Origin of the sequence: Occallatibacter sp., assembly GCF_049510455.1 — a bacterium.
Classification (GTDB): domain Bacteria; phylum Acidobacteriota; class Terriglobia; order Terriglobales; family Acidobacteriaceae; genus Telmatobacter.
In genome coordinates, this window is the sequence record NZ_JBEKYX010000006.1 from 66,104 (window position 1) to 82,812 (window position 16,709).

At 57.8% G+C, this 16,709-nt stretch carries 14 protein-coding genes; 8 read left to right on the top strand and 6 right to left on the bottom strand.

Features of this window, described 5'->3' with window-relative positions; translation table 11 throughout:
* Positions 1-24 precede the first annotated feature (24 nt).
* The 3 genes from ABSG47_RS02190 to ABSG47_RS02200 all read right to left on the bottom strand — a co-directional run bounded on the left by ABSG47_RS02190 (position 25) and on the right by ABSG47_RS02200 (position 4,419).
* A complete protein-coding gene (locus ABSG47_RS02190) occupies positions 25-1,539 on the bottom strand; it encodes a sugar transferase (protein WP_424165799.1) in 1,515 nt (504 codons plus the stop codon).
* A gap of 539 nt (positions 1,540-2,078) precedes the next feature.
* The gene (locus ABSG47_RS02195; protein WP_424165802.1) at positions 2,079-2,993 is read right to left on the bottom strand and encodes an ABC transporter ATP-binding protein; all 915 of its coding nucleotides are present in this window, start codon (positions 2,991-2,993) and stop codon (positions 2,079-2,081) included.
* Between the two features lie 40 nt (positions 2,994-3,033).
* Positions 3,034-4,419 (bottom strand): dipeptidase, encoded by a 1,386-nt coding sequence (locus tag ABSG47_RS02200; protein ID WP_424165805.1) that lies wholly within the window; start codon positions 4,417-4,419, stop codon positions 3,034-3,036.
* Positions 4,420-4,493: 74 nt separating this feature from the next.
* Here ABSG47_RS02200 and ABSG47_RS02205 point away from each other — a divergent pair, with 74 nt between their 5' ends.
* The gene (locus ABSG47_RS02205) at positions 4,494-5,255 is read left to right on the top strand and encodes an acyloxyacyl hydrolase (protein WP_424165808.1); all 762 of its coding nucleotides are present in this window, start codon (positions 4,494-4,496) and stop codon (positions 5,253-5,255) included.
* A gap of 4 nt (positions 5,256-5,259) precedes the next feature.
* On the opposite strand, the gene ABSG47_RS02210 is transcribed toward ABSG47_RS02205, so the two are convergent.
* Together ABSG47_RS02210 and ABSG47_RS02215 are read right to left on the bottom strand one after the other, a co-directional pair.
* On the bottom strand, positions 5,260-5,583 hold the full coding sequence (locus ABSG47_RS02210; protein WP_424165810.1) for a rhodanese-like domain-containing protein: 324 nt from the start codon (positions 5,581-5,583) through the stop codon (positions 5,260-5,262).
* A 40-nt stretch (positions 5,584-5,623) separates the two neighbouring features.
* Positions 5,624-5,992 carry a YcxB family protein gene (locus tag ABSG47_RS02215; protein WP_424165813.1) on the bottom strand — a complete coding sequence of 123 codons (369 nt, stop codon included), beginning with the start codon at positions 5,990-5,992 and terminating at the stop codon, positions 5,624-5,626.
* 283 nt (positions 5,993-6,275) lie between these two features.
* On the opposite strand from ABSG47_RS02215, the gene ABSG47_RS02220 reads away from it, so the two are divergent.
* The 4 genes from ABSG47_RS02220 (at position 6,276) to ABSG47_RS02235 (ending at position 12,176) form a co-directional block, all read left to right on the top strand.
* Positions 6,276-8,180: a glycosyl hydrolase gene (locus ABSG47_RS02220; protein ID WP_424165815.1), complete on the top strand. Its 1,905-nt coding sequence runs from the start codon at positions 6,276-6,278 to the stop codon at positions 8,178-8,180.
* Positions 8,181-8,248: 68 nt separating this feature from the next.
* Positions 8,249-9,655 carry a sigma-54-dependent transcriptional regulator gene (locus ABSG47_RS02225; protein WP_424165818.1) on the top strand — a complete coding sequence of 469 codons (1,407 nt, stop codon included), beginning with the start codon at positions 8,249-8,251 and terminating at the stop codon, positions 9,653-9,655.
* Between the two features lie 11 nt (positions 9,656-9,666).
* Entirely contained in the window at positions 9,667-11,568 is a 1,902-nt protein-coding gene (locus ABSG47_RS02230; protein ID WP_424165820.1) for an ATP-binding protein, read from the top strand.
* The gene (locus ABSG47_RS02235) at positions 11,565-12,176 is read left to right on the top strand and encodes a hypothetical protein (RefSeq protein WP_424165822.1); all 612 of its coding nucleotides are present in this window, start codon (positions 11,565-11,567) and stop codon (positions 12,174-12,176) included. The genes ABSG47_RS02230 and ABSG47_RS02235 overlap by 4 nt, the downstream gene beginning before the upstream one ends.
* 115 nt (positions 12,177-12,291) lie before the next feature.
* Here ABSG47_RS02235 and ABSG47_RS02240 read toward each other — a convergent pair whose 3' ends face one another.
* Positions 12,292-14,139, bottom strand: coding sequence for a VWA domain-containing protein (locus ABSG47_RS02240; protein ID WP_424165825.1), 1,848 nt, complete (start codon positions 14,137-14,139; stop codon positions 12,292-12,294).
* Positions 14,140-14,339: 200 nt separating this feature from the next.
* Between ABSG47_RS02240 and ABSG47_RS02245 the strand changes: the two genes are divergently transcribed.
* The 3 genes from ABSG47_RS02245 (at position 14,340) to ABSG47_RS02255 (ending at position 16,633) form a co-directional block, all read left to right on the top strand.
* Complete coding sequence (locus ABSG47_RS02245) at positions 14,340-14,915, top strand: DUF4136 domain-containing protein (protein ID WP_424165827.1); 576 nt, start codon at positions 14,340-14,342, stop codon at positions 14,913-14,915.
* Between the two features lie 399 nt (positions 14,916-15,314).
* Positions 15,315-15,749 (top strand): DUF1801 domain-containing protein, encoded by a 435-nt coding sequence (locus tag ABSG47_RS02250; protein ID WP_424165829.1) that lies wholly within the window; start codon positions 15,315-15,317, stop codon positions 15,747-15,749.
* A gap of 134 nt (positions 15,750-15,883) precedes the next feature.
* Entirely contained in the window at positions 15,884-16,633 is a 750-nt protein-coding gene (locus ABSG47_RS02255; protein WP_424165831.1) for a hypothetical protein, read from the top strand.
* Positions 16,634-16,709 lie beyond the last annotated feature (76 nt).

Sequence of the window (16,709 nt, forward strand, 5' to 3'; positions counted from 1 at the left end):
TTTCAGTGTAATCCGGCAGACGGACTAAGTGCCCGTGCCTGAAAAGACCACGGCCACCGTGCGGAGAATAATCTTAATATCCAGCCAGATGCTCCAGTTCTCAATGTAGGCCATATCGAGCGAGACATAGCTGTCAAACGAGGGGTCCTGACGGCCCTGCACTTGCCACAGGCCGGTAATGCCGGGCGTCACATCCAGGCGGCGCAGATGGCTCAGCTTGTACTCGCGCACTTCGCTGGCAATCGGCGGACGCGGACCCACCACGCTCATATCGCCCTTCAGCACATTGAAGAACTGCGGCAGCTCATCCAGGGAATACTTGCGCAGCAGGCTGCCCACCTTCGTGATGCGCGGATCGTTGCTGATCTTGAACAGCACGCCGTCGCGCTCATTCATGTGCATGACTTCGGCGCGGCGCGTCTCGGCATCCTGAACCATGGTGCGGAACTTGAGGCACTTGAAGACGCGAGCTTTTTTGCCAATGCGCTCCGAGGCATAAAAGACCGGCCCCTTTGAACCCAGCTTGATGGCAATCGCTATCGCCAGCAGAATCGGTGAGAGCATGGCCAGCGCCGCAGCCGAAAAGACAATGTCCAGCAGGCGCTTGAACATCAGCTCCACCTCAGGCACCCTGCCCGTGTGCAGCGGAATCGTCGGGAACTGCCCAATGTACTCGATGGGACTGTTCCACGCCAGTCCGTCGTACATATCCGGCACCACGCGCAGATCGATGCAGTTGGCGCGAGCTTTCTCCAGAACCTCCTGCACCATTCCGCGCTCGCACGGCAGGGTGAAGAAGATTTCGTCCACAAACTGCTGCCGCGCACACTCAAAGAGCGATCCGAAGTTGCCAACCACATCTCCGGAGCTGGTAGCAAAGCGCGACCGTGAGTTGGGAAGGTCGATAAAGCCCTTGAACGTGTACCCCAGGTGCCGAATGCTCTCCAGATGGTGCCGCAGCGCGTGAGCCTCCGGTCCAGTGCCCACAATCAGAACATTGCGCGTGCCCATGCCATGCTCGAAGCGGCGATAGAGAAGCATGCGGTAAGTAAGCCTGCGAATGCTCTGCGCCACCAGCACCAGGCCGAGGGTAATGAAAACGATGCTGCGCGGAATGTTGGTCGCCTGGATGACGTAGATGGTGCCGGTAAGCAGAAGCCCTGCTGTGAAACATGCCTGCAGCGTAAGGCGCTGCTCGTGCAGAAAGCCGTTAAGCCTCGCCGGTGTGTACAGATGCAGTTGGCGGCTGATGAGAAGAAGCGCAACAATAAAGCCGCCCAGAAGCGCCAGCAGCAGGCCCATGGAGCGGCCTTCAATCAGTGTCCCGTGCCAAAACTCTCTTACCCCTGCGATAGGGCCAATTCCGAAGTAAAACAGCGTCGATAAAATCGCCGCCAGCAGCACGGTTACCACATCCAGGAACATCCAGAGACGCGAAGTGCCGACCGCATACTGGTGTCCCGGAGCAGTCGTGCCGGCGCTCCACTCCGGCGCTGAGACCGAAGATGAGACCTTCTGCCAAAAATCCGATGTCGCCATAAGCGTCCGCCTGTCCTCAGGAGTCTCTACCTCGACGAGTGAATGGCTCTCCCGGCCCATATCACGTATCGGCGATGAAAGATCGTGAATTCGGTTCCATCGGGCCCGCTGCCTGTCTTTAGAGCTGATTGCGGGGCCTGGGCATTCATGGAAAAGATATAGCCATGCAACGCCCGGTTATGTAGGAGTAGTGCTCACCGTGGAATGCGGCTGCACCAACTGTTATTCAGCGCAATTGCAACGAGAGGCAACTAAAGCACGGCTCAGGCTATGAGCCCCGAAAAATAAATACAGTAAGTCATGGCCGACTCTCTATAAAGCGCGTAAACCAGCGAATACAAAAGAATTATAACAGAAGACGAGCGCTTGCCACAGAAGGGAAAAAGACAGTCATATTAAATTAAAGATAAATTTGTAGCAGCCTTGGGTATCTGGCGTCTCACATTACTAACAAGTCAACATCTCTACGATTGCCGAAACATCTGGCGATTGCAAGTTAATTCTTGCTGAATTCCGTAACAGCTAAACATGCCCCTGGGCTAGCCTGTGGGTAACAAATAAGCATCCAGCGTCAGGAATTGCCGAATCTCTGAATCGTTAGATGCAAGAAATTCGTCCAGCGGGCCGAAAAATTGCGCCCGCCCCTGATGAAGGAACAAAACTGTATCCGCCAGGCTTTTCGCAAACCGCATATCGTGGGTCACCACAATGCTGGTGAACCCTAGCTGCTTCTTCAGCCGCTGAATAATACTGCCCAGTCTGCGGGCAATAATGGGATCTACCATCGTCGTCGGCTCGTCGTACAACACCACCTCCGGCTGCGATGCCAGCGCGCGCGCAATCGCCACCGCTCGCCGCCGTCCCGTGGAGAGACTGGCCGGAAGATGGTCCATCACGTCTTCGGCCCCCACCAGGCTCAGCAGCCTGTCCACCGTTCCATCCAGGTGCGACTCATCCATCTCGCCGCGCTCGCGCAGCGGAAAAGCCACGTTCTCACGCACTGAAAGAGAGTCAAACAGCGCGCCGTTCTGGAAAACCATCGTCACGCGCTTGCGAATCTCCTGCATCCCCGCCTCATCGAGAGCGGTAATCTCCTGCCCTGTCACGCGGATCGAGCCGCTATCCGGCTTGAGGAAGCCCATCAGCATGCGCAATGCAACCGACTTGCCCACGCCGCTTCTGCCCAGGATGCACAGCGTCTTGCCGCGTTCTACAAAAAAGCTCATATCCTGGAGAATGGGATTTTCGCCAAAAGAGATGGAGACATTCTTGAAGGAAATGATCGGCTCTTCGTCCGCTGTATTGAGGTCGCCGGTCGGCCCCGCGCCACAGATCGAATCCGGTCCCGGCACAGCACACAGGTCCGCGCTCAATCCGGGGTTCAGATTCGCATCCGGATTCCTGCCTATTTCCTGAGGAGAACCCTCGTCGCGTTGAGACAGATCGCTCCGCATCGCATTGCTTATAGCTTACGCGATTCTCGACCGGCGCGATTCACTTCCCTGCTTCCGCAAGAAATCCAATCACCGACTCAATCCCCAGCCGAAAGTTCTCCAGGTTGAACTTCTCATTCGGCGCATGCAGATTGTCATCCGGCAGCCCAAAGCCCATCATCACGCTCGGCAGCCCCAGGTGCCGGTCCAGATCGCCCACAATCGGAATCGACCCGCCGCTGCGGATAAACACCGTATCCTTGCCCCACACCGCATGAAGCGCCTTCGTAGCCGCCTGAATGTATGGATTATCCACCGGAATCAAGCACGGATCGCCCTGATGAATCAGCCGAACGTTCACATCCACCCCTGCAGGCGCAATCTTCTCCGCAAACGCCTTGTACTGTGCAAACGCCTTCGCCGGCGTCATGTTCGGCACCAGCCGCATGGAGATTTTAGCGGTAGCCTTAGCCGGAATCACAGTCTTGGCTCCCGCCCCAATAAAGCCTCCAGGCATTCCATGCACCTCCAGCGTCGGCCTGGCCCACGTACGCTCCAGCACGCTGTAGCCAGCCTCGCCCACAAGCTCCTTCGACCCCACCTCCGTCTCGCGATAGTGCTCCTCGTCAAACGGCAAACTCTTCCATGCCGCCAGCTCCTCCGCGCTCGGCGCTTCCACATCGTCATAGAAGCCCGGAATCAAAATCTTTCCCTCGCGATCCTTCAACCCCGCAATAATCTGCGCCAGCGCCACAAAGGGATTCGGCGCCGCGCCGCCATACATGCCGGAGTGCAGATCCGTCTTCGCACCGCGCACCTCAAGCTCCGTATAAATCATGCCCCGCAGCCCAACGCACAGCGTCGGCAGTCCCGCCGCAAAAAGCTCCGTGTCGGAGACCAGTGCAAAATCCGCCTTCAAGTCCGCGGGCTTCGTCGCCACATAAGCCGCAATTCCCTCCCCGCCAACCTCTTCCTCGCCTTCCAGAAGCACCCGCACATTCAGCGGCAGCTTGCCATCGGCAGCCAGCAGGCTCTCCAGCGCCTTCACATGCATGTACATCTGCCCCTTGTCATCCACCGCGCCGCGCGCATACAAATTTCCATTGCGCTCCGTCGGCTCAAACGGCGGAGTATGCCACTCCTCCAGCGGATCGGCCGGCTGAACATCGTAGTGCCCGTACATCAGCACCGTCGGCTTGCCCGCCGCATGCAACCAGTCGGCATACACCAGCGGATGCCCTCCGCCACGCTCAAGACCAGTTTCAATCAGCCGCGCGTTCTCCATGCCAATCCGCTTCAGCTCGGCAGCCAGCTTCTCGGCGGTCTTTCGGCAATCCGCCGCATGTTCCGGCAGCGTGGAAATCGAAGGAATCCTCAGCAGATCCTTCAGCTCTTCCAGAAAGCGCGGGTGATTTTCCTGCGCAAAGGCAACAGCGGGTGACGGCATGGCAAAACTCCAGTCCAATGATAGAAAATAACAGCCAAAGCGAAAGTATAGGTTCTCATGCCAAAGAGACTTCTTTGCTCAACGCTCGCCTATTGCTCTTCTGCTGCCGGCCTCTCCTTGCTGCACCCTCCATCGCCGCCGCGCAAAAAGAAACCCCTCCGCAAAATCCGCTGTACGGCCGCACCAACTCCTTCGGCTTCCTCTTCGCCTACTCCAATGACTCCAGCCACATCATCATGGGAGATGCCGAGCAGCGCAAGCTCCTCCATATCGGAGCCGATTACAGCCGCAAGCTCATCCTGAATCGCTATCTAAACTGGCAGTACGACGCCGAAATTCTTCCCGTCGCCTTGGAAAGCGATCCGCTCACCAAATCCGTCGACGTGCAGACCTCGCCAACCCAGGCAACCTCCATCCTCACCGGCCTCGAGCCCATGATCCTATGCGCGCCATACGGTTATCAGTACAGCTACGTTCTGAACGGAGTCACCTACTCCGGCACAGACACAATCACCTGTTCAGGCCGTCAATGGACCATCGGGGAAGCCTTCTCGCCCGTCGGCTTCCGCTGGAACTTTCGTCCCACGCATCCCATCCAGCCGTTCTTTGAAGGCCACGGGGGCTACATGTACACCACGCACCCCATTCCGATTGCCCAGGCCGGTTCCTTTAACTTCACCTTCGACTTCGGCGTCGGCATCGAGTGGTATCGCGCGTCCAGCCACTCCATGCGCTTCGAGTGGCGCTATCACCACATCTCGGACCACGACACAACGAACATCAACCCCGGCATCGACAACGGCCTCTTCCAGGTCACGTACGTCTTTGGCCGCTGATCGCTCAGTACCTCGGCACCTTCGGATCGATCTCCGCCGACCACGCATCGATGCCGCCGCGCAGGCTCTGCGCCTGTTCAAAGCCCTGGTTCCGCAACCAGACCGTCGTATTCAGGCTCCGCATCCCGTGATGACACAGCACCACCAGCCGCTCCTCTGAGTCCAGCTCCTGGTGCGCGCGTGAAGGCACATCCCCCATCGGCATCAGCTCAGCGCCTTCAATCTTCGCCGTGGCAAACTCCCACGACTCGCGCACATCGATAAACCGCGCCTTCTTTTCCTTCAGCAGTTCCGCAGCTTCAGCAGCAGAAATCTCGTGATCCAGCATGGATTCAGTGTAAAACCTTACGCCGCACGAAGGTTAAGCTTCACAGCCGATTCTCATGGTTCGAAACCTTCGCCTCCAGCAGTGCTCGAAGCTCCTCCACTTGCCCGTTCACAAAGGCGCGCTTGGGAACCGTAATGAATTTGCCAGGCGCGGTATACAGCAAAAACAACCTCTTATCCTCAGCGGTCCGCTGAATACCAGCCCACTCAATATCGCTTTTCGCGTGTGCTGACTTGCAAAAAATGAGCTCGGGATCAAAGTCCAGCACAGTCGAGCTATCTTCATTTATGGTTCGATTGAACTGACGCCAATACGCCCGCATAATTAAGAAAGACAAGCTGATCAGGACCGCACTGCAGGCAAGATTTACCCAATCAAAGTTTTGCCATTCCCGCGCCCACGCAGTCAAAAGGCTCCAGATACACATAAGAAGACCTAGGGAAACTCTGATTAAGTGGCACGAACGGTAGGTCACGGCTTCAGCCGTGACATAAATGCAGCAAAATCAATGCGGCTTTAGCCGCTGAGGTATGCTTCACGGACTTAATCAGACATAGAAATCCTGAAAAGTGAGCTTGTATTGAATTTGCATGGTTGGTAGCCAATTCTAGCAAGGAAAAATCTTCGGCTGTCGCCCCTTGTCCCTTGTCCCCGCCCACCTCATATAATTCCCGCGAAGGACTCCACCGCTCATGCTCCGTTCTTTACGCCTCGCCGCTCTTGTTGCCGCCTGCATCCTAGTCATCTCATCGCACGTTACAGCCCAGCAACCCGCCAACCCTCACGCCACGCCCGAAGCCCGCGCGCTTCTCGCGCTCCTCACCTCCATCTCCGGCAAAGGCATCGTCACCGGCCAGCACAATTTCCCTAACGACGGCTCCAAATGGACCGACCGCGCCTACGACATCACCGGCAAATATCCCGGCCTCTTCGGCGAAGATTTCGGCTTCTCAGGTGGTGAAGACAAGGACTCCGCGCTCGCCCGCCCCGCAATCGTTGCGGAAATCAAGCGCCAGTACAAAAACGGCTCCATCATCGCGCTCACCTGGCACGCCGTGCGCCCCACAGACGATGAGCCCGTCGCCTTCCGCGATTCCGTGCAGGGCAAGCTCACCGATTACGAGTTCCAGCAGCTCCTTACCCCAGGCACGCCCATTTACAAGCGTTGGTGCGCACAGGTTGACGTAATCGCCGGCTTCCTCCGCCAGCTACGCGATGCCAATGTGCCGGTTCTCTTCCGCCCCTATCACGAAGTCAACGGCAACTGGTTCTGGTGGGGTTACAGACCGGGCAAGGATGGCTCAGCCGCGCTCTACCGCCAGCTCTATGACCGCTTCGTCAACCTGCATCATCTCGACAACCTCGTCTGGGTCTGGAACGTCAACGCTCCCGGCGGCGCGGCAGGCCCCAGCGCCGACTACTATCCCGGCGCGGCGTATGCCGATGTCGTCTCGATGGACATCTACGGCGAGTTCAAGCAGGAGTATTACGACCAGATGCTGAGCATTGCTGCCGGCAAGCCCATCGCACTGGCTGAAGTAGGCGGCCTTCCCTCGCTTGAAGTCCTGGCCGCACAGCCAAAGTGGACCTATTTCATGACCTGGTCCGGCCTGCTCGAATCCAGCAGCTCTCCCGACCTGGTCCAGGCCGTCTATCACTCTGCCTTGGCCATCAACCGCGACGACCCGCGCATGGCGCCCGCCGTGCAAGCAATGCGCAAGAGCTTCAACGACTCACCGCCGCAGCCAGTCTCGCCGGAAGCCTCATCCAGCGCGAAAACCCTCCTCGCCACACTCGCCGCCGCACCCGGAAAAGCTGTCCTGGGCGGCTACCGCGGCGATCCCGGATATGCCACCATTCTCACCGGCAAACAGCCCGCCATCCTCGCTGCGGAGTTCCTCAGCCCGAACGCTGGATATAACGCCGCACTCATCCAATCCGCCATCCAAACGCACGCCGTCATTGCCCTCAACTACACACCGCCGCGCCCCACAGACAACAGCATAGGCAGATCCACTCTCACCGACTACGAATGGAACGACCTCATCACTCCAGGCACGGCTCTGAACAAGCTCTGGACTGCACAGGTCGATTCCGCCGCCGAAACACTCCGCGAATTTGAGAAAGCCAACATCCCCGTCCTCTTCAATCCCTACCCCGATGCAACCGATAAAGCCTACTGGTGGGCCGGCCGCAAAGGCCCAAGCGGCTCCGCGCAACTCTACCGCATGCTCTTCGACCGCCTCACCAGGGACGACGGCCTCCACAACCTGCTCTGGATCTGGCAGCAAGCTCCGCCCTCGCCCGCATCCAGTGCGGGAACGCCGTCCGACTACTTTCCCGGCCTGCTTTACGTCGATGCCGTGCAAATCAAATCGCCGGCCCTCAACGGTCGCTTCCCGCTTGATCGCTACCTCGCCCAATTCGCCACCGGCAAGCCGATCGGCATCGAAATCACCGGCGATCCCCCGCCTCCTGAAGCTTTTGGACCTCATTCCCTCTGGTCATGGTTCGTTGTTCACGGCTCACCCGAACAGAGCGAGGCTCTCACGAAACTTTTTGCTTCCGCAAACGTTGCAGCAAGCTCCGGGAAGTGAGCGTCCGCGCCCCCATATTAAAAACGCCCTGCGTGACGTGCATAATAGATAAACACTGAGTTTTATATATGGCTAATGCAGTAAAGGTTTTAATTGTCGAAGATGAGCCCCACGCCCTCACCGGCCTTGCCGAACTGATCTCCGGCTGGGGCTACCGAACCGAAACCGCCGTGGACGGAATGGATGGCTGGGAGAAGATCCTCGCCTGGGAACCCGCCATCGTCGTCACTGATCTCAAAATGCCGCGCCTCGACGGCCTGGGCCTGCTCGCCCGCCTTGCCGACGCCAACAACGGCGTCGATTCCAGCATCGCAGTCGTCCTGCTCACCGCCCAGGGCACCGTTCAGACCGCCGTGGAGGCCATGAAGCTCGGGGCGTATGATTTTATCCTCAAGCCCGTGGACGCCACGCGCCTCCGCGCCATTCTCGGCAATGCCACCCGCCAGCGCGAGACCGCCATCGAGCTTGAAGTCGCCCGCCGCCGCCTGCGTGAAACCGGCGTCCTCGGCGCCATGGTCGGCAGCTCCAAGGCTATGCGGGAGATATTCACCCTCATCGAGCAGATCGCCCCATCCAACGTCTCCGTTCTCATCACCGGCGAAAGCGGCACCGGCAAAGAACTCGTCGCCCGCACGCTTCACGATCTCAGCCCGCGCAAGCAGCGGCCTTTCGTCGCCGTCAACTGCGCGGCCATTCCGGAAACCCTCATCGAAAGCGAGATCTTCGGCCACGAAAAAGGCTCCTTCACCGGAGCGCTTGAGCGCCGAGTCGGCTGCTTTGAACTCGCCGCCAACGGCACGCTGCTCCTCGATGAGATCGCCGAAATGCCCATCGGCACCCAGGCCAAGCTCCTCCGCGTCCTTGAAGAGCGCAAGCTGCGCCGCCTCGGCGGAAAATCCGAAATCGATATCGATGTTCGCGTTCTGGCCGCCACCAACCGAGACCCCGAGCTGGCCATTGAGCAGAGCAATCTCCGCTCCGATCTCTTCTATCGCCTCAACGTCTTCCACATCCACCTGCCGCCGCTTCGCTCGCACATGGAAGATCTTCCCACCATGGCGGAGGCCATGCTGGATGAGATGAACAAGAAGCACGGGCGCAAAGTCGCCGGCCTCGCGCCCTCCATCGTGGATCGCATGATGGCCTGGAGCTGGCCCGGCAATGGCCGCGAGCTGCGCAACACCATCGAACGCGCCGTCATCCTCTGCCCCGACGGCGCTCCGCTCGACGCCGGCCATCTCCCGCCCGCCTTCGGCAGGTCACCCGTGGCTGCGCACGCGGCCAGTGATGCCAGCCTCGTCCCCATCCGCGTCGGCACCACCGTCGATGAAGCAGAGCGCCTGCTGATCATCCGCACGCTTGAAGCCACGGGACAAAATAAGACCCGCGCCGCGGAAATCCTTGGCGTCAGCCTGAAAACATTGCACAATAAGCTCAAGGAATACAGCCAAAGCCGCGAGGCTCAATCCGCCTGAAGGCCTTTTCGATGCGCCTGAAGACCAAACTCGTGCTGGCCATTACGGCCCTGGTGATGTGTATCGCCGGGACGCTCTCGCTGGTCTATGTCAGCCAGCTCCTGCACACGTCCATGGAGCAGTCCCATGAAAACAACCGCATGGTCGCTGAACAGGTGCGTTTCGCCCTGCAGAACGCACTGGAGACCGGTCTCAAGGACCGCACCCTCGATCCCGCTCACCCTGAACAGCTTCATGATCTCGCGCTTGAAGCGGTTCGTAACAATCAGGCTCTCCAGGCCGTCATTGATTCCGTAAACCGTTATTCTGTCACTGTTTACGACATCAACATTGCCGACTATACCGGTCAGATTCTTCTCAGCACCAACCCGCAGAACCTCGACAAACCGCTACCCGGCCGCCCAAACTACGACCAGATCCTCACCGCCGGCCCCGTCCAGCTCGGCCAGGTCGTCTTCGGCTCCCCCCAGATCTACGACGTCGTCGTTCCGCTGGAGCGCAACAACAAGCCGTTCGTAAGCGTCCACGTGGGAGTCAGCACCACCTTCCTCCGCGCCGTCTACAAGCCCGCGCTCATCGAATCCGGCCGTCTCATGGGTTTTGTCCTCGGCGCGGCCCTGATCGTTGCGCTTTTCCTCGGCAACTTCGCCCTGCGCCCCATTGAAGAAATCTCCATGCAGCTCGATTACTGGGTCACACCCTCAGACGGAGAGGACCCGGCGCAGATCGTCGCCCCCGCAGATCCTGCCATCCGGGTCACTCATCAGATCGAACGCATCGGCCAGCGCATGCGGGATGCCCAGGAGGTCTTCTCCAACCTCAAGGGCAACCTCGACCAGCTTCTCGGCAACCTCCAGGACGGCCTGCTTCTCTTCACTGCCGATAACCGCGTCGTCCTCATCTCAGACGCCGCGCACCGCTTCCTACACGTCGATCCCAACCTCATCTACGGCCTCCATGCCTCGGAGATCTTCGACCGCTCCACCGTCCTCGGCAAAACCCTCCGCGACGCATTTGACTCCCGTATCGCGCTTATTCAGGAGGAGATATTCACGGAAACCGGCGGCCGCATCCAGGCTTCTGTCCATTTCATCCACGACGACGAAACCTCGCAGGGCCTCGGCTCGCTTGTAACCCTCCGCGATCTCCAATCCGTCGAAGCCATTGAGTCCGGCATCGAGCTTTCCAGCCGCATGTCCGCCATCGGCCGCCTCACCTCCGGCGTCGCTCACGAGGTCAAAAACCCCATCAACGCCATCGTCGTGCACATTGAGCTGCTCAAGAACAAGCTCGGAGACACCAGCCCGCAGGCCATGCGTCACCTAGACATCATCGAGTCGGAGATCCATCGCCTCGATCGCGTCGTCCAGTCCCTTATCGATTTCTCCCGTCCCGTCGAGCTGCACCTTCAGGAGAACGACCTCCGCGTCGTCGTCGCCCAGGTCGGCGCCCTCGCCTTCGACGAGCTATCCACCCGCGGTGTTCACCTCCTCAACCACCTGCCCCCAAAGTCTGTTCTCGTCAACAGTGACCCCGACCTTCTCAAGCAGGCGCTCCTCAATGTCATCCTCAACGGCGCGCAAGCCATGCCGGAGGGCGGCCGGCTCGAAGTGATCGTCGAATCCGATCGCAAAACCGCGCTTATCCGGGTCCAGGATGAAGGCGTCGGAATCCCCGACGATATCCGCGAAAAAATCTTCGACCTCTACTTCACTACTAAAAGCGGAGGCAGCGGCATAGGTCTTGCAATGACCTACCGCATTCTCCAGTTACATCACGGTAGTGTGGAGGTACAATCCAGAGAGGTACGGGGGACGGAGTTTTGCCTCTGCATTCCGCTGGCCTACCCTGAACGTACTGGCCGATATCGCCTGCAACCAGCAGGCGCTGAGCCAAATAAGGGGACGGAATGAAGCTGTATCTCACACGCATTGCGTGCTTATTGTCCTTGGTTCTCACTTCCTGCGCTCACAGGAATCAGGCGGTGAACCAGCCGCCACTCGCGCCTCCGATCGAAGACACTCCACTCCCCAGGCCTGACACCGTCCAGAAGGATCAACTGCCTCCGCCGGTTATAACCCCGGCGCAGCCCGCGCAGCCCACTGCCGCCTCGCAGACCGACCAGCCCAAACCTCCGCCCAGGCGCAAGAAGCCCGTTCCAAAGCCTGCTAACGGCGCACCTTCACAGGCCTCCGCGCCTGCACAGTCAGCGGCAAACACTCCACCCGCTACGCAGCAAGCCGCAAACGGCACTACAGACGAAACCTCCGCCATCGGCAAGCTCTCCTCCGGCGAACCCGCCGATCTGCGTGCTCAGACAGTCTCTTCGCTCAATGACACCGAGCACGGCCTCAACACGCTCAATCGCAAGCTCAACGATCAGGAAGAGAAAACCTCGTCCCAGATCAAGGAATACATCAAGCAGGCCCACACCGCCCTCGCCTCCAACGATCTCGACGGCGCTCATACCCTCGCCACCAAGGCCAGGCTTCTGCTGGACGAGCTCACACAGCAACAATAAGGATATTGCGGTCATCCAGACTGTAACGAGGTCCTGGCGGACAGGTCTTGGTCCGTGGGGTTGGATAGCCGCATCTCGGTGAACCAGCTTCCCTGTGCCCTCGTTCCCGCCCATATCACTTCGCCTGAATTACAGCCTCCACCGACCCCGCATTTCCTCCCGTCAGATCATGCACCGCAGCCCGCAGAAATCCCGCTCCTGCAGGCATATCAAGTTCCATCCGGATCGGCAATCCATGCGCCAGCACCTGCCGGTATCGATCCTCAGCCAGCGACAAGCTGAACCCGCGGTCCAGGTAATTCACGCGGCCTCCCTCACTGGTATAGCCCACCAGCAACAATTCGATCTTCGCCTCCAGCGCGCCCTTGTCATCCGGCGTAAAAACAATCCCTCGCGGACTGATCGCAAAATCCACCACGTAGCGCACAGTAGGCTGCTTCAGGCTCGCCGACATCTCACCCGCCGGCCCGGCAGTAAGCTTCACGTCCTTGAAGGACGAATCTGTCGCCGGCAGCATGCGCGCCCTGAATAGAATGCCCGTATCCAGCGGCGCGCCTTGCGTCGCAGCCGCGTTAATCAGGCTTGTCTGCTCCATTGTGCGCGGGCCTGGCTTGCCCGGCGAATCCGCATAGTAGCCTGTGCGGTACTCCAGCTTGTAGTCGCTGCCGTCAATCCGCACCTGAATCTTGCGAAACTCTCCATGAAAGTCCTTCTTCAGCGGCACATACCCAATCGCGTAGTAGCTGGAGCCATTCTCAACTGCATTCGCCACAGCCTCCTTGAGCCCATTCGTGTTTACGTATGCCTTGCCGCCCGTGCCCTCTGCAATCTCCCGCATCGATGCTTGTTCAGCCTGCGTCTGCTGAAAAAACTTTGCATCGTCGCTACCCACGCCCGATCGACTCCCTGAGCTTGTCGTCGTGCCTCCGCCACGGCTTCGCCTTCCCCCGCCGGATGGGCTGCTGGAAGTAACGCTGGAAATAGTCGTCGAAGGCGTACGCGACGTATTCGGCATCGTCATCAGCCCGCGCGCATCCACCGGATACACCGCCACGCGCGCAGCCGCCAGCATCCGGCTGGTCTCCTGCACCTCTTCCGTGTAATCCCGCATGGGGTCAAATGAGCTTTGCACACCGGGATCGGGCGCAATGCTGATCGGAAACGAACCGGAAAACCAGATCAGATTCTTGCGCCCGGGAATCGCATTTAGATACCGCGCCAGTTGCTGCATCGCCCCCAAGGTCATCTTCACGCGCAGGTCAGTCTGATACGAGATCTGGTCCGCCTGAAACTGCTGCATCGCGCTCACCGCCGTCGAGCTCGCCGCCACCGATGCCATACCGCCGATCAAAGAATCAGCCGCCTGATCTCCCGCCGGATCCAGAAGCACGGACGACTGCGGAGTCGCCTTCGAGCTCTGCATCGCGCGCGTCAGCTCACCCACATTCGCCGTAAACCCCTGCACCATGCGCAGCCGCGACGCCAGCGTAAAGATCGCCAACTGCGTCCCAGGCTCAACCTGCGTCAGGTATCTCAGCATCTGCTGCCGCACCTGCACCTGGTTTGCAAGCGGAGTATTCAAACCATCAAGCAGCAGCACGTTCACCGCCGTAGAAGGCGGCGCATCCGGAATGTTCGTGTATATATTCGGCTCACTGTGCGCGGCCTGCGCAACACTCGCCCCACTCCCTACCGGCGGCGGCACATGCTCATCGAACGAACTGACCGTCTGCTCCCGCCCATCCTCAAAGATATGAAAGCGGTGCGGATCAATCGCATGAATCGCCTTATCGTGCTCGGTCACCACCACATCCACCAGCACCATCGTGGCGTGTGCCTGCAGCACAGGCGTATTCTGCGGCGCAACGGCAGGCGTAGGCGCAACATTCTGCGCAGCCTGCCCCATCATGGTCAAAGCGGCCCCGGCAATCAACAAAAGAGCACTCCCGCAGCGAGCAGCCATCCCTCGAACCTCACAAGCTGAAAGCTATCTACCTTTATACCGCCATCCGTGTAGAACCACACAGGAATGTGTGTAGTGACCTCTATGGTTTCGCGTCTTCACTGCGCCTATTGTCAATGCAGAAGTGGAGAACTTCTGCACACGCTGCGCAAGACTCCACCAATATCTATCTCCACCGTGGTGGAAGAAATGGGGAGTTTATGAAGCGTTTCTTAAAATCGCTCGCGGTGGCATTCGCCCTGGCCGGCAGCTCAATGATCGCGATGGCTGGCGATGTGCACACGGATTACGATCACACCATCAAGTTCTCGCAGTACAAAACTTACTCGTGGGGCAAGGTGCAGACCACTGACCCGTTCTACGTCTCTCGCATTCAGCAGGCGGTCAATGAACGCATGCAGTCCAAAGGATGGCAGCTTCAGCCCACCGGCGGCTCCGTCACCGTCTTCGCGACGGACAACATCCATAACCAGCAGGAAGTGCAGACCATGTATGACAATCTCGGCGCAGGCTGGGGTTGGGGCTGGGGCTGGGGTGGATGGAGCTGGTGCTGCGGCTGGGCTGGTCCCACATTGGGCCCCTCCACCGAAACCTCAACAACCATCGATCAACCTGTAGCGAGCCTCGTGATCGATCTCTTCGACGCCGGCAACAAGAAGCTGCTATGGAGAGGCCTGGCAACAGAGGATCTTTCCTCCCAGGCGAACAAGAACACAAAGATAGTCGACAACGACATCCACAGCATGTTCAAAGACTTTCCAAAAGCCGGAAAGTAAATAAATAAATTACATAGTCGTGCTATCTAAATCCGCTCATACCACTAAATACATTCGTTCATTAAAACCGAAGGGCCTGTTCACACTACAGGCCCTTCATACAAGCTTTGTAACAAGGCACGGATTTAGCCGTGCCGAAACAAGCACAAAAATCTCTGGGCTTTAGCCCCTGAGGCATGCGTTGTCATAAGATGACGAAATCGGCGTTTACCTGAACGAATCCGCGTCGCCGCCCAACGGTAGGTCAATGTGCGCTTTGGGCTGAAACTGTCAGGCAAGATTTCGTATTGGTAGCAATGCTCCGCTAATCATTTTCATCGATTGACACTGCCTGCCGTGCCGAATTCCAATCCGGTGTTTCCCCGAACACTGGCTTTCCGCTAAACCAAGGAGATCTACATGACGGTGCAGAAACAAATCAAGGAGTACATCGCTACACAACCGGAACCAAAACGTAGCGAGATGCAACAGCTACATGACATCCTGTTGGCATTGATGCCAACAGGTAAGTTGTGGTTCTTGGATGGAAAAGACGAGAAAGGAAAAATCGTTTCCAACCCAAACATTGGATATGGATTCCAAACCATTCCGTATGCCAATGGAAAAACCAGGGAGTTCTATCAAATAGGTTTAAGCGCCAATACAACAGGCATTTCTGTCTACATTATGGGAATAGAGGACAAGAAGTACCTGGCGCATACATTTGGGCGCGATCTCGGCAAAGCAACCGTGACAGGCTATTGCATTAAATTCAAAACATTAGCCGATATAAAAATCGACGTCCTCAAAGCAGCAATACAATATGGGATTGGGCAGACAAGCATTCAGCATTGATTCAACTTGGGTAAACAAACTGCCATTACTGGCAATGGATGAGCTAAGATCACTTCCGCTAAGCGCGTTTATGAGGACAAATCCATCGAATTGTCTGCCGGGAAATCGTTGCCTACAATCCCAGGTAGGAGATCATGATGCTCAATTGGCCCCCACTTCAAATGGTTCGAATGAGAGCAATGCTGGCTTTCTTGATCGCTGCCAGTATGTCCCCGATTGCGATCCATACTCAAGATCCCCTGAAAACCCTGCCCAATAATTATCGTTCTGTATTCGACAATTCCGCCATAACGGTCATTCGTGCGCATTATGGCCCGCACGAAAAAATACCTGTCCATGATCACGCCGCCGTTTCAACCGTATTCGTCTATCTCAACGACTCCAGTCCTGTTCGTATCGATCACGATGGAGACAAAGCGTTCTCCGTAGTGCGTCCGCCGACTGTCACCGGCTCCTTTCGAGTTGTTGCGGGAATGGCGGAACGGCACAGCATCGAAAACCTGGGAGACAAAAGTTCCGATTTTCTAAGGATTGAGCTGAAGCAGGTTTCATTTCCATCGGGGGAAGCATTTCGAGGAAGCGCTCCACAGAATGTTCAACAGAGTCTCGATGCGATTGAGTTCAAAGATGCCGGGGTACAAATCGAACGCATTGTCTGTGCCGCCGTCCCCAATTGCTCCATAAAGCCAACTCAGGCTCCTTCTCTGCTTGTTGCGTTCACTCCGGTCTCAGTAGTGGCAAATAAGGAACAACAAAAAGAAGTGATCGAAGCCGGAGCAGTGCATTGGCTGCCTTCGTCGCAAGCGGCCACCGTGATTCCAAACATCGGGGTCCCAGCGCATCTACTCCGCATTATTCTGCCAATGGATACAGTAAGTCGTTAGAAGGGAACGACGCGTATTGAACTCAGGCAGATAAGTAACGACAGGTCGACTTCTCGTCGGTTATTTATATTTATGC

What these genes read in the sequence shown, in the direction of transcription:
- ABSG47_RS02190 (WP_424165799.1), bottom strand. Translation starts at nt 1,539, where the DNA reads ATGGCGACATCGGATTTTTGGCAGAAGGTCTCATCTTCGGTCTCAGCG.
- ABSG47_RS02195 (WP_424165802.1), bottom strand. Translation starts at nt 2,993, where the DNA reads ATGCGGAGCGATCTGTCTCAACGCGACGAGGGTTCTCCTCAGGAAATA.
- ABSG47_RS02200 (WP_424165805.1), bottom strand. Translation starts at nt 4,419, where the DNA reads ATGCCGTCACCCGCTGTTGCCTTTGCGCAGGAAAATCACCCGCGCTTT.
- ABSG47_RS02210 (WP_424165810.1), bottom strand. Translation starts at nt 5,583, where the DNA reads ATGCTGGATCACGAGATTTCTGCTGCTGAAGCTGCGGAACTGCTGAAG.
- ABSG47_RS02220 (WP_424165815.1), top strand. Translation starts at nt 6,276, where the DNA reads ATGCTCCGTTCTTTACGCCTCGCCGCTCTTGTTGCCGCCTGCATCCTA.
- ABSG47_RS02225 (WP_424165818.1), top strand. Translation starts at nt 8,249, where the DNA reads ATGGCTAATGCAGTAAAGGTTTTAATTGTCGAAGATGAGCCCCACGCC.
- ABSG47_RS02230 (WP_424165820.1), top strand. Translation starts at nt 9,667, where the DNA reads ATGCGCCTGAAGACCAAACTCGTGCTGGCCATTACGGCCCTGGTGATG.
- ABSG47_RS02235 (WP_424165822.1), top strand. Translation starts at nt 11,565, where the DNA reads ATGAAGCTGTATCTCACACGCATTGCGTGCTTATTGTCCTTGGTTCTC.
- ABSG47_RS02240 (WP_424165825.1), bottom strand. Translation starts at nt 14,139, where the DNA reads ATGGCTGCTCGCTGCGGGAGTGCTCTTTTGTTGATTGCCGGGGCCGCT.
- ABSG47_RS02245 (WP_424165827.1), top strand. Translation starts at nt 14,340, where the DNA reads ATGAAGCGTTTCTTAAAATCGCTCGCGGTGGCATTCGCCCTGGCCGGC.
- ABSG47_RS02250 (WP_424165829.1), top strand. Translation starts at nt 15,315, where the DNA reads ATGACGGTGCAGAAACAAATCAAGGAGTACATCGCTACACAACCGGAA.
- ABSG47_RS02255 (WP_424165831.1), top strand. Translation starts at nt 15,884, where the DNA reads ATGATGCTCAATTGGCCCCCACTTCAAATGGTTCGAATGAGAGCAATG.